Source organism: Streptomyces sp. NPDC091377, assembly GCF_044757045.1.
In the GTDB taxonomy this organism is placed as follows: domain Bacteria; phylum Actinomycetota; class Actinomycetes; order Streptomycetales; family Streptomycetaceae; genus Streptomyces.
On record NZ_JBIVUE010000036.1, the window covers coordinates 1 to 14,050 of the forward strand.

The window sequence follows — 14,050 nt, forward strand, 5'->3', positions numbered from 1 at the left end:
GATGTCGGCGCCGGTGTGTTGGGCGAGTTGGAGGGCTGCTGAGCCGACTCCTCCGGTGGCGGCGTGGATGAGGAGTGTTTCGCCGGGTTGGAGGTCGGCGAGGTCGTAGAGGGCGTAGTAGGCGGTGAGGAACGCGACGGGGACACCGGCGGCTGTGGTGAAGGACCAGTCGTCCGGGATCGTGGTGATCAGCCGGTGATCAGTAACCGTCCGTGCACCCACACCATGGATGAACACGCCCATGACCCGGTCCCCGACTGTCACATTGCTGACGTCGTCGGCGACTTCGGTGACGATGCCGGCGCCCTCGCTGCCGAGGGGTGCGTCACCCGGATACATGCCCAGGGCGATGAGGGTGTCCCGGAAGTTCAGTCCGATCGCACGGACATCGACGCGCACCTGCCCCTCAGCCAGAGGGGCGTCCCATTCGGGTGTGGCCTCGTAGGTGACCGCTTCGATGGTGCCGGCGGCACCCGCAGCCAGCTTCCAGGTCTCCGCAGGCAGGTCAAGGGCGCTGTCGCCCTCGGAGCGGGCCAGACGGGGCACAAGGAACTCGCCGCGACGGTAGGCGAGTTGAGGTTCGCCGGTGGCGAGGGCTTGGGTGATGCGTGAGGTGTCGGTCGGGTCGTCGCTGTCGATGAGGTGGATACGGTCCGGGTTTTCGTTCTGCGCGGACCGGGCGAGACCCCACAGGGGGGCGTGGGCCAGGTGGATGTCCTCCGCGGGGCTGGTGGCTACTGCCTTCTGGGTGAGGATCACCAGACGTCGTTCGGTGTCGTCGTTGGTGGACAGCCACTGCTGGAGGTGAGTCAAGAGGGCTTCTGTCGCGGCATGTGCTGCTGCGGGGTTCTGGGTGTCCAGGTCGACTGGGGCCGTGTAGATGTCGAACTCGTCCTCGTCCACACCCTCGCCGCTTGCCTCGACCGGTTTCCAGGTGAGGTGGAAGAGGCTGTTGCGGGTGTTCGTGTCGGGGGTTTTGTGGAGTGTGGTGGGGTCGATGGGGCGGGTGGCGAGGGTGTTGACGGTGGCGACGGGTGTGCCGGTGGGGTCCCAGGCCCGGACGGTGATGTCGTTGCCGGTGGTGGTGAGGGTGACGCGGAGGTGGGTGGCGTTGGTGGCGTGGATGGTGACGCCGGTCCAGGCGAAGGGCAGTCGTACGTCACTGTGCGTGCTGCTGTTGGTGGTGGCGAGTGGGTGGAGGGCTGCGTCGAGGAGGGCCGGGTGGATGGTGTGTCCGGTGGGGTCTGCGTCTTCGGGCAGGGTTACTTCGGCGTGGAGGGTGCCGTTGGGCTGGGTCCAGATCGCGGTGACGCCCTGGAAGGTGGGGCCGTACGCGTAGCCGGCCTCGGCCAGGTGCTCGTACAGATCAGAGATCTCGACCCGGGTGGCGCCGGTGGGTGGCCACTGGGTGAGGGGCTGGGTGGGTTCGTCTGTGGTGCTGAGGGTGCCGGTGGCGTGGCAGGTCCACTCGGAGTCGGTGGCGTCCGGTTCATCCGTGTGGGGGCGGGAGTGGATGGTGATGTGCCAGGAGTCGGCGTTGGGGGTGGTCGTGATCTGGAGATCACGGGTGGTCGTGTCGTCCAGGATGAGTGGTGTGTGGAGGGTGAGTTCTTCGAGGTGGGTGGTGCTGGTGTGGTCTCCGGCGTGGAGGGCGAGGTCGACGAGGGCGGTTCCGGGGAGGAGGACGGTTCCGGCGACGGCGTGGTCGGCGAGCCAGGGGTGGGTCTTGAGGCCGATACGGCCGGACAGGACGGTGCTGTTCGAGTCGGCGAGCTGAGTGATGGTGCTGAGCAAGGGGTGTTCGACTGCGGTCAGTCCGAGGTCGCTGGCGTTGGTGATGTGGGTGGGGGTGTGGAGCCAGTAGGGCTGGTGCTGGAAGGGGTAGGTGGGGAGGTCGAGGTGGGTGGGTTGCTGGGGGAGGTGCTGGGACAGGTCGATGGTGTGGTGGTGGGTGTGGAGGGTGGTGAGGGTGGTGAGGAGTCGGGCGGTGGTGTCGTGGTGGCGGGTGAGGGTGGGGTGGTGGTGGGCGTCGGAGGGGTGTGCGCCGAGGGTGTCGGTGAGGGCTGCGGCGAGTACGGGGTGGGGGCTGGTTTCGATGACGGTGTGGTGGCCGTCGTCCAGGAGTTTGAGTGCTGTTTCGTGGAAGTGGACGGGGTGGCGGAGGTTGTCGATCCAGTAGGTGGCGTCCAGGGGCCGGTCTTCGGGCAGGAGGCCGCCGGTGTGGGTGGAGTAGAAGGGGACGGTGGGTGTGGTGGGCTGGATGCGGGCGCGCTCGGTCAGATCGGCCAGGATCGTTTCCCGTAGTGCTTCGACGGCCGGGGTGTGGGAGGCGTAGTCGACGGAGATCAGTCGTGCGCGGATGCCGCGCTGCTGGTGGCTTTCCACGAGTGTTGTGAGGGTGGTGGTGTCGCCGGCGAGGATGGTGGTGGCGGGTCCGTTGACGGCGGCCAGGTGGACGCCGTCGGGGAGTTCCGTGAGTGCGTCTGCGGGCAGCGGGAACGACGCCATCGTTCCTGTTCCGGCGAGCTGGCGCAGGGCCTGGGCACGCAGGGTGACGACTGCGATGGCGTCGGGCAGGGACAGCGCCCCTGCGATGTGGGCGGCGGCGATCTCACCCTGGGAGTGCCCGATGACCGCGTCCGGCCGCACACCGTAGTGTTCCAGCAGTCGGGCGATGCCGGTCATGACCGCGAACAGCGCCGGTTGGACCACTTCCACCCTGGCCAGGGCGTCTTCGTCGTCGCTGGTGAGGGTGTCGAGGAGGTTCCAGTCGCACCAGCGGGACAGTTCCTCCTGGCAGGCGGCCAGATGCGCGGCGAAGAGTGGCTCCTCGGCGGCGAGCCGTCGTCCCATACCGGCCCACTGCGAGCCCTGGCCGGGGAACACGAACGCGGTCCTGCCCGCATCCGCCACACCCTGTCCCATCACGAGGGCGGGATGACCGTTGCCTTCTGCCAACGCGGTCAGGGCCTCACGCAGCTCGTCGGCATTGTCGGTGACGATCCCGGCCCGGTGGTCGAGATGGGCTCGGCCCGTCCACAAGTGGGCGGCCAGCGGGGCGACCTCGACATCCGGGTGGGTCTCCACGAACGCGGCCAACCGGGCCGCCGTATCGGACAGGGCTTGTGCCGACCGTGCGGACACGACGACGGGGACGGGTCCGCCCTGCTCGCTCGGGTCCGGCTCGGGGAGTTCCGGTGCCGCTTCCAGGATCACGTGGGCGTTGGTCCCGCTCATGCCGAACGACGACACCGCCGCCCGCCGCGGCTCACCCGTCTCCGGCCACGATCGCGCCTCCGTCAGCAGTGAGACGGTCCCCGCACTCCAGTCGACGTGACTCGACGGACGGTCGACGTGGAGGGTCGGCGGCAGTACCCCGTGCCGCATCGCCTGCACCATCTTGATGACACCGGCGACGCCGGCGGCGGCCTGCGTGTGGCCGATGTTGGACTTCACCGACCCCAGCCACAGCGGCCGTTCGGCGGAGTGCGCGCGCCCGTAGGTCGCCAGCAGGGCATGCGCCTCGATGGGGTCGCCGAGCGTCGTGCCGGTGCCGTGGGCCTCGACGACGTCGACCTGTCCCGGCCGCAACCGCGCGTTCGTGAGAGCCTGCTCGATCACCCTGCGTTGTGACGGGCCGTTGGGGGCGGTCAGGCCGTTGGAGGCCCCGTCCTGGTTGACGGCCGAGCCGCGCAGCACCGCCAGCACGGGGTGGCCGTCGCGCTGCGCGTCGGAAAGCCGTTCCAGGAGCAGGAGTCCGACGCCCTCACCCCAGCCGGTGCCGTCCGCCGCCTCAGCGAACGCCTTGCAGCGGCCATCCGTGGCCAGGCCACGCTGACGGGAGAAGACCGTGAACGCGGACGGGCTGGTCATCACCGTGGCGCCACCGGCGAGCGCGGCGTCGCACTCCCCGGAGCGCAGCGCCTGGATGGCCAGATGGAGAGCCACGAGCGACGACGAGCACGCGGTGTCCACCGTCACCGCCGGTCCTTCGAGACCGAAGGAGTACGCCACCCTGCCCGAGGCCACGCTGCCCGCGCTGCCGGTGGCCGCGTAGCCCTCCAGATCGTCGGTGGCCCGATACAGGCGGAGCAGATAGTCCTGGGAGTTGAGTCCGGCGAAGACGCCGGTCGCCGTTCCCTTCCTGCCGGTCGGGTCCAGGCCCGCACGCTCGAACGCCTCCCAGGCCGTCTCCAGCAGCAGCCGCTGCTGCGGGTCCATGGCCAGTGCCTCGCGGGGCGAGATGCCGAAGAGATCCGGGTCGAAGCGGTCCGCTCCTTCCAGGAAGGCGCCCATCCGCGTGTAGCTCTTGCCGCCCGCCGCCGGGTCGGGGTCGTACAGGTCCTCCGCCCAACCGCGGTTGACGGGGAACTCGGTGATGCCGTCGCGTCCCTCGGCGACGAGGTTCCACAGGTCCTCGGGCGAGCCGACCCCGCCGGGGTAGCGGCAGGCCATCGAGACGATGGCGATGGGCTCCGTGGACTTCGACTCGACCTCGCTCAGGCGGCGGCGGGCCTCACGGAGTTCCGCGGTCACCCACTTGAGGTTGTCCAGAAGCTTCTGCTCGTTCTTCATCGGCGCGAGCTCCTTGTCGAGGCGCGAAGTGGTGCAGGGGTGGTCAGGGACGAACGGTGAGCTGGTGCACGGTGGTCGACGGGAGTCACGACTTGCCGAACTCCGTCTGGATGATGTCGAGGAGGTCGTCGACGGAAGCGGACTCCAGGTCGCGGTTCTGCTCCTCGACGCAAACGCCTTGGCGCTCGGCGCCCGGGCCGCCGCCGGGCCCGTTCGCGGCAGCGGCGTCTCCGCCGTGCCCCTGGCCCTCGTACGGCGACGGGCTGTCGAGCCGGTCCAGCATCCGGCGCAGGCGGTCCGCGGCACCGCGGCGTACCTCCGCGTTCTCCAACATGTCGCCGGTGAGCGCGGTGTCGAGGCGTTCCAGGTCGGCCAGCAGGGCCGGGCCGCTTGTGTCGAAGGCACCGAGTTCTGAGCGCAGGCATTCGGCGAGGGCGTCCGGCGTGGGGTGATCGAAGATCACGGTCGTCGGAAGGCTCAGGCCGGTCTCTGCGTTGACGCGATTGCGCAGCTCGACGGCCGTGAGCGAGTCGAAGCCGAGGGAGTTGAACGGTTTCGCGGGGCGTACGCCGTCCAGCGAACTGTGCCCGAGCACGTCGGCGACCTGTGTGCGCACCAGCTCCAGCAGGACGCGGTGCCGATCCTCGGACGACAGCCCCGTCAGGCGGGCGCGCAGTTGCCCACCGGGGTCCGCGTCCGCCCGCCGGTCCGCCGCGGCCGACGTGGCCCGGTCCGCCGACTCCGCCAAGACCTGCCGGACGTCCGGCAGTTCGGCGAGCAGGGGGCTGGGGCGGCGGGAGGTGAAGGCCAGGGCGAAGGTCGACCAGTCGATGTCCGCGACGGTGAGGTGAGTCTCCCGGCCGCGTACGGTCTCGGCCAGCGCGGCTACGGCCGTCAGCGGGTCGAGGCCCCGGATGCCGCGGCGGCGCAGGCGCCGGGTGTTCTCCTCGGTGTCGGCCATACCGCCGCCGCTCCAGGCACCCCACGCGACCGCGGTGGCGGGCAGACCCAGGGCGCGGCGGTGCTCGGCGAGGGCGTCGAGGTAGGTGTTTCCGGCGGCGTACGCACTCTGCCCGCCGCTGCCCCACACCCCGGCGGTCGAGGAGAACAGCACGAAGGCGCTCAACCGGCCGGTGCCGTCCGGCCCGCTGGTCAGCTCGTGCAGATGGCGGGCCGCCACGACCTTCGGTCCCAGAACGTCCGCCAGGTGCTTGGCGTCCAGTTCGTCCACGGGACGGTCGACGCTGACTCCGGCCGTATGGACCACCGCCGTGAGCGGAGTTTCGATCGGTACGGCGTCCAGCAGCGCGGTGAGGGCCGCCCGGTCCGTGACGTCGCACGCGCTGATGGTCACGGCGGCGCCGGACGCGACGAGTTCGGCCCGCAGCGCCTCGGCGCCCGGGGCGTTCGGACCGCGTCGGCTCACCAGCAGCAGGTGCTGGGCACCGTTCGCGGCCAGCCAGCGGGCCGCGTGTGCGCCGAGACCGCCCGTGCCGCCGGTTATCAGTACCGTACCGCGCGGCGGCCAGGACTCCACCACCGTGGCGGGCACCGCCTGGGATGCGGGTGCCGAATCCGAATCCGAATCCGGTGCCGGTGCCGGTGCCGGTGCCGAATCCGAAGCTGAGGCCGGTGCTGGTGCCGCCTCCGGAGTCGTACGCCTCACCCGTCGTACGCGGGTACCGTCCGCCCGTAGCGCGACCTGATCCTCGGGGCCCGCGCCCGCGTCCGCACCCTCCAGGGCCACCGCCCCCAGAACCCGGACGAGTTCCTCCCGCCCCCGCGCACCGAGCTCCGCCGGAGCGGTGGGCAGATCGATCAACCCACCCCACCGGTCAGGCACTTCGAGCGCCGCGACCCGGCCGAAGCCCCACACCAGGGCCGCGTCCGGATCGGCGAGAACGTCGGTCTCGTCCACGGAGACGGCCTGCCGCGTGGCGGCCCACAGGGGGGCCTCGACGCCCGCGTCGCCGAGCGCCTGCGCGAGGGCGATCGTGGCGGTGAACCCGGTCGGTACGTCCTGCCCGGTCCCCTGGACCAGCGCGAGGAGGGACAGCACCCCGTCGACACGGCCCCCGTCCGTGTCGCCCCCTTCGGTCGCACGGGTGTTGATGTGAGCGGTGATGTGATCCGTGATACGACCGGCCAGTTCCGTCCGCTCGGCTCCCGGGTCGGTCTCCAGCACGGTGACCCGGGCCCCGGCATCCCGCAGGGCGCCGGCGCAGAACTCCGCCCACCGGCCAGCCGGTCCGTCCTGCGGCACGACCACCAGCCAGGTGCCTTCCAGGCGGGCGTTCCCCCCGCGCGGCAGCCGTGTCCAGGCCGTCCGGTAGTGCAGCCCGGACTCGGCCGGGGCCGTGGTGCGGACGCGTTCCGCCGGGTCCTCCGGGTCGATCCAGTGGCGCCGGCGCCGGAAAGCGTACGTGGGCAGCTCCACGGGCCGGGCGGGGCGCAGGACGTCCGTCCAGTCCGGGCCCGTGCCGTGGGCGTGGAGGGTTGCCAGCGCGTGGGAGAGCGCCGTTGGTTCGTCGGGAGCCGCCTCGGCCGTCGCACCGGCCGGCCGCAGCGCCGCGACCGCCACGTGCTGTTCCCCGCCCGGCAGGATCGCCCGTGTCAGGGCCGTCAGCGTGGCGTCGGGGCCGATCTCCAGGAACGCGGTGGCGCCCTCGGCGACGAGGTGGTCGACGCCCTCCCGGAAGCGGACCGGGCGGCGGATGTGCTCCGACCAGTAGGCGGGATCGGTGAGTTGCTCCGCCGTGGCCCGGGTGCCGGTGACGTTCGAGACGACCGGGAGAGTCGGTGCGCACAGGGTCAGCTGCGCCGTGGCGCGGGTGAACTCGTCCAGGACGGACTCCATCTGCGCCGAGTGGAAGGCGTGGGCGACCTTGAGGACGCGCGTGCGCAGACCGGCGGAGCGCAGCTCCTCGGCGAGTGCGGTCAGCGCCGGGACCGGACCGGCGAGAACGGTCGCCGTGGGGGAGTTGTACGCGGCGATCTCCGTCCCGGCGTGCCGTGGCAGAAGGTCGGCGAGGGCGTCCGGACCGGCCTGGACGGCCAGCATCCCGCCGGTGTGGCGGGGGAGGCGCTGCATCAGGGAGGCGCGGGTGGTGACCAGCCGCGCGGCGGTGGGCAGGGGCAGGGCGCCCGCGATGTGGGCGGCGGACAGTTCGCCGATGGAGTGGCCGATCACCGCGTCCGGTCGGACGCCCCAAGCCTCCAACTGCCGGGTGAGCGCGGTGTGCAGGGCGAACAGGCCGGTCTGGGTGTAGAGGGTCTGGTCCAGGAGCGCGGCCCGTTCGGTGCCGGCCTCGGCGAACAGCACCTCGCGCAGCGGTACGTCGAGGTATGCGTCCAGCGCCGCGCACACCTCGTCCAGTGCCTCGGCGAACGCCGGGAACGCGCCGTACAGTTGCGCTCCCGTACCGGGGTGCTGGCTGCCCTGGCCGGAGTACAGGAACACCAGCCCGCCGGGTTTCGGTTCGGTCCGTGTGCGGATCACCCCGGTGGCGGGCGCGGCCCCGCCCCCGGCCACCGTCCGCAGTCCGGCGAGGAGTTCGGGGCGATCCCGGCCGAGCACCGTGGCGCGGTACGGCAGGGCGGCGCGGCGGTCCGCGAGCGACCAGGCCACGTCCTGCGGGTCCAGCTCGGGGTGGGCCTGGACGTGGTCCGCCAGTCGCGCGGCCTGGGCGCTCAGCCCGTCCGGGGTCGCGCCGGAGACCAGCCATGGCACAACAGCGCCGGACCGTGCCACCCCGGGCCCGTCGTCAGTGGCACCGCGGTCGGACAGCTCCGCACCGGAGTGGTCGTCACTGGCACCGCGGTTCGACAGCTCCACACCGCACTGGTCGTCGGAGGTACCGTCCCCGGACACCGCCGCCAAGGGCTTCTCACCGGCGGCCCTGGGTGCCTCCTCCAGGATCACATGGGCGTTCGTCCCGCTGATTCCGAAGGCCGAGACCCCGGCCCGTCGCGGTCGTTCCGCCTCCGCGCGCGGCCAGTCCCGCTCTTCGTCGAGCAGCGCCACGGCACCGGTGTCCCAGTCGACGTGGCGCGACGGCGTGCCGGCGTGCAGGGTGCGCGGCAGCACGGCGTGGCGCATGGCCAGGATCATCTTCATCACCCCCGCGACACCGGCCGCGGCCTGGGTGTGTCCGAGGTTGGACTTGACCGACCCCAGCCACAGCGGCCGGTCGGCGGAGTGTTCCCGCCCGTACGTCGCGAGCAGCGCCTGCGCCTCGATGGGATCGCCCAGTGTGGTGCCCGTGCCGTGGGCCTCGACGGCGTCCACCTCGGCGGCCGTCAGCCGGGCGTCGCGCAGGGCCTGCTGGATGACGCGCTGCTGGGAGGGGCCGTTGGGTGCGGTCAGGCCGTTGGAGGCGCCGTCCTGGTTGACGGCCGAACCGCGCAGCACCGCGAGGACGGGGTGGCCGTTGCGCCGGGCGTCGGACAGCCGTTCCAGCAGCAGCAGGCCGGCGCCCTCGCCCCAGCCCGTACCGTCGGCCGTGTCGGAGAAGGACTTGCAGTGGCCGTCGGGCGCCAGCCCGCGCTGCCGGGAGAACTCCACGAAGACCGCCGGGGTGGCCATCACCGTCGCGCCGCCCGCCAGAGCCAGTTCGCACTCGCCGTTGCGCAGCGACTGCGCGGCCAGGTGCATGGCGACGAGCGAGGAGGAACAGGCCGTGTCGACGGTCAGGGCGGGGCCCTCGAACCCGAAGGTGTAGGCGATCCGCCCGGACGCCACGCTCGGGGCACTGCCGTTGCCGACGTACCCCTCGTACTCGGCGGGGGTGCGCAGCAGCAGCCGGCCGCCGTAGTCGCTGTACATGATCCCGGCGAAGACGCCGGTGGCCGAGCCGCGGAGCCGGTCGGCGGGGATGCCCGCGCCCTCCAGCGTCTCCCAGCACAGTTCCAGCAGCAGTCGCTGCTGCGGGTCCATGGAGGCCGCCTCGCGCGGTGAGATGCCGAAGAACTCCGCGTCGAACCGGTCGGCCTCGTGCAGGAAGGCACCCGCGCGCGTGTACGTCGTTCCGGGCCGCTCACCACTCGGGTCGAAGATCGCCTCGACGGGCCAGCCGCGGTTGTCCGGGAAGGTACTGATGCCGTCCCCGCCCCGGCGCAGGAGGTCCCACAGCGCGTCGGGCGAGTCGACACCTCCGGGGTAGCGGCAGGCCATGGAGACCACGGCGATCGGGTCGTCGTCCGGGGCTGCGGATACGGATACGGATGCGGATGTGGCTGCGGATGCAGCTGAGCCTGCGCCTGTGCCTGCGCCTTTGCCTGCGCCTGCGCCTGTGCCTGTTGCTGTCGTCGTGGCCGCCGGTCGCGTCGGGGCTGCCGAGGGGCCGGACAGTTCGGCGCCGAGCCAGTCGGCGAGCGCCTGTGGCGTGGGATGGTCGAAGACCGCCGTGGCCGGCAGACGCCGTCCCGTCGCGGCGCTCAACTGGTTGCGGATGTCCACTCCGGTGAGCGAGTCGACGCCCAGGTCGCGGAAGGACTGGCCGGGGTTCACCGACTCGCCCTCGGGGAGGTTGAGCACCACCGCGGCGGTACGGCGTACCAGCGCGAGCAGCGCACGGGTCCGCTCGGGCCCGTCGAGCGCTTCGATGCCCGAGCCGGTGGGGGAGGCCCCCGGTCGTGGGTCCGATGCCCGCGCGGCGGCCGGAGGCAGTGCGGGCGCCACCGCGCGCAGTACGGCGGGCAGGATCCCGGCGCGGGACTGCGCGCCCAGGGCCCGCCGGTCCAGGAGCACCGGAGCGGTCAGCGCGGCAGGGCTGCGCAACGCCGAGTCCAGCAGTGCCAGCGCCCGTTGCGCGGGCATCGCGCGGACACCGGCACGCGCGATCCTGGCCCGTGCCGCCCGGTCCAGTCCCTCGCCCATCCCGCCCTGGTCCCAGAGGCCCCAGGCGAGGCTGACAGCGGGCAGCCCCCGCGCCCGGCGATGCTGGGCGAGCGCGTCGAGGAAACTGTTGGCCGCCGCGTAGTTGGCCTGGCCGGGAGTACCGATCACCGACGCGAACGACGAGAACAGCACGAACGCCGCCAGCGGCAGGTCCGCCGTCAGCCGGTGCAACTGCCAGGCGCCGTCCGTCTTCGGCCGTAGTACGGCGTCGAGTCGGCGGGGAGTCAGTTCGGTGACGGTCGCGTCGTCCAGGACGCCCGCCGCGTGCACCACGGCGGTGAGCGGATGCTCCGACGGGACCTGCGCCAGCGCGGCGGCCAGCGCCGCCGGGTCGGTGACGTCGCAGGCCGCGAAGGTCACCTCGGCGCCCAGCGCGGTGAGTTCGCCGCGCAGGGCCGCGGCGGACGCGGCGGCCTCGCCCCGCCGGCTGACGAGCAGCAGACGGCGTACCCCGTGCGCGGTCACCACGTGGGTGGCGACCTGTCCGCCCAGCGCGCCACTCGCCCCGGTGACCAGGACGGTGCCCTCGGGGTCCAGGGCCGGCGGCGGGCCTTCCGTGGTGATGCGGGTCAGCCGGGGGACGAGGAGGCGGTCGCCGCGGATCGCCAACTGCGGTTCGCCTGCGGCGATCGCGTGACGCACCGCGTCGGCCACCGGGAGGACGGATCCGGTGGTCCGTTCGGCGGGATCGTCGTCGATGAGCACGATCCGGCCGGGGTGCTCGGACTGCGCCGACCGCAGCAGGCCCCACAGGGGCGCCGTGTCCAGCGCGGGCGCGTCCTCGTCCGGGCCCGTGGCCACCGCGCCGCGGGTGACCATCACGAGGCGGCTCGCCACGGGCCGGTCCTCGCCGAGCCAGTTCTGCACAACGGTCAGCGCGCGGGCCGCGGTGGCCCGTGCCCGTTCGGCGGTGGAACCGTCGTTCGGCCCGCTGCCCGCCGTGCAGCGCACCACCAGGATGCCGGGCTCGTCCGGGTCGGCGGACGGCTCGGCGTACGCGTCGAGTTCCGTCTCCCGCAGCACGGTCGGGGCCGTGTCCGACGCCCGCTCCGCCGGTGTGGCGGTGTCCGGTTGTTCACGCGCTGCCGCCAGGACGCTGTCCGTCGCCCGCGCTGCCGCCGTGGTGCCGTCCATCTGCTGCCACTCCACCCCGTACAGCGGATCCCGTACGGTGCCCAGGGTCTGCGTCGGTACCGGACGCAGCGTCACCTCGTCCGCCGTGAGCACCGGGGTACCGTCGGTACGGGTGAGGCCGAGAGCCAGGGTGTCCGGACCGGTCGGCGTCACGCGGGCGCGCAGCCGGGACTCCCCGGCCCGGGCGTGGAGCCGGACGCCGGACCAGGCGAACGGCAGCCGAAGGCCCGTACCCGACGGGTCCAGCAGGCCCGTCGTGTGCAACGCGGCGTCCAGCAGCGCCGGGTGGACGCCGTACTCCTCCAGGCCCGTGTGCCCGTCCTCGGGCAGAACCAGGTCGGCGTAGAGGTGTTCGCCCTGTCTCCAGACCGCGGTCAGGGAGCGGAAGGCCGGGCCGAAGCGCATCCCGCGCTCGTCCAGGCGCTCGTACAGGTCCTCCAGCGGTACGGGCGTCGCGCCCGTGGGGGGCCAGGTGCCATCACCGCCGTCCCAGGGGGCCGGGGTGCCGGGCGGCTCGGTGACCAGAGTGCCGGTGGCGTGCAGGATCCACGCCGAGTCGTCGGCGTCGGCATCCGCGTCCGCGTCGGTGTCTGCGTCTGCGTCTGCGTCTGCGTCTGCGTCTGTGTCGGTGTCGGTGTCGGTGTCCGGGGCGGCGTCCGCGTCGGTGGGGCCGTCGGGTGCGTCCGGCTCGGAGCGGGTGGAGAACGTCAGCGTCCGGCGGCCGTCGGCGTCCGGCGCGCCCACGCCCACCTGGATCTCCAGCGCGCCGCCGTCCGGCACCACCACCGGGGAACGCAGGGTGAGTTCCTCCACCTGTGCGCCACCCGCGTGCCGGGCGGCGCACAGCGCGATCTCCGCCGTGGCCGTGCCCGGCAGTACCACCGTGTCGCCGAGCACGTGGTCGGCCAGCCAGTCCGGTGCCCGGGTGCTGACCCGGCCGGTGAACAGCGTGCTCTGCGGATCGGCGACCTCCAGCACCGCTCCGAGCAGGGGGTGACGGGTGGCCCGTACACCGGGCTGCGTGCCGCTCGGCGCGGACGGCGCCAGCCAGTACGTACGCCGCTGGAACGCGTAGGCGGGCAGATCGGCCCGGCGGATGTCGCGGCCGGCGAACAGCGGCCTCCAGTCGACGTCCGTCCCGTGGGTGTGCAGCCGGGCGGCGGCTGCCAGCAGGGCCGGCGCCTCGGCGTGATCGCGCCGCTGGGCCGATGCCACGACGACCGGCTCGGCGCTTCGCGCCGCCGGGTCCGTGGCGTCGAGGACCGCCTGGACCAGAGGGCCGAGGGTAGTGTCCGGGCCCAGCTCCAGGAACCCGGTGACACCGTGGCCGAGCAGGTCAGTGACGCCCTGGTGGAAGCGGACGGGCCGGCGGATGTGCCGGGCCCAGTACGCGGGGTCGTGGTGCTGCTCGGTCGTCGCGGCGGCCCCGGTGACGTTGGAGATCACCGGGACGTCGGCCACGCCGAGGGGGTGGCGCGCGAAGAGCCCGGCCAGATGATCGCCGTAGGCCCTCAGGACGGGGTCGGTGTGGGCGCTGTGGAAGGCGTGGGCGACCTTCAGGGCCCGGGTACGGATCCCGGCGGCCGTCAACTCGCCGGCCAGCGCGTCCAGGACGTCGCTCGGCCCGGAAAGGGTGGTGGCGGCGGGCGCGTTGAGGGCGGCGATCTCCGCCCGTGGATGCCGGGCCAGGTACTCCGCCAGCGGCTCCGGGTCCGCGAGCACGGCGAGCATGCCGGTCCCCGCCGGAAGGGTATGCAGGAGTCTGGCGCGGGTCGCCACCATGTCGGCGGCCACCGGCAGGGGGAGCACGCCCGCGAGGTGGGCGGCGGAGAGTTCGCCGACCGAGTGCCCGAGGAAGTGATCGGCCCGGACACCCCACGCTCCGAGCAGCCGGGTCAGCGCGGTGTGTACGGCGAACAGGGCCGGCTGTGTGTACAGGGTGTGGTCGAGCAGGGCGGCCCGCTCGGTGCCCGCCTCGGCGAACAGCACCTCGCGCAGCGGTACGTCGAGATGCTCGTCCAGGGCCGCGCCCACCTCGTCCAGCGCCGCGGCGAACTCCGGGAACGCCGCGTACAGCTCCCGTCCCATGCCGGGACGCTGGCTGCCCTGCCCCGGGTAGAGGAACGCGAGGCGACCGGTCTGCCGTACGCCCGTGACCAGCCCGGCGGCCGGCTCGCCCCGGCCGAGCGCGTCCAGTTGGGCCAGCAGCTCCCGGCGGTCGCCGCCGAGCAGCACGGCGCGGTGCCCGAGCGCGGCCCGGCCCGTCGCCAGCGCGTGCGCCACATCGTCGTCGGCCGGCTCGGGGTGGACCCGCAGATGGTCGGCCAGCCGAACGGCCTGGGCCCGCAGCCCGTCCGCGCTCGCGCCGGAGACCACCCAGGGCAGGGCCGGGACCGTACCCTCGGAGTCCGAGACTGTCCGGTCCGGGGCGGTGCCCGTTGT

2 protein-coding genes are annotated in these 14,050 nt (G+C 72.9%); both read right to left on the bottom strand.

All coding sequences use genetic code 11. The features are described 5' to 3' along the window. Positions 1-4,575 (bottom strand): beta-ketoacyl synthase N-terminal-like domain-containing protein (locus ACIQNG_RS38210; protein WP_401491709.1); only part of this gene is annotated, 4,575 nt, incomplete at its 3' end. An 85-nt stretch (positions 4,576-4,660) separates the two neighbouring features. Beyond that, positions 4,661-14,050, bottom strand: a 9,390-nt coding sequence (locus ACIQNG_RS38215) for an SDR family NAD(P)-dependent oxidoreductase (protein ID WP_401491711.1), incomplete at its 5' end; no start/stop codon positions are given.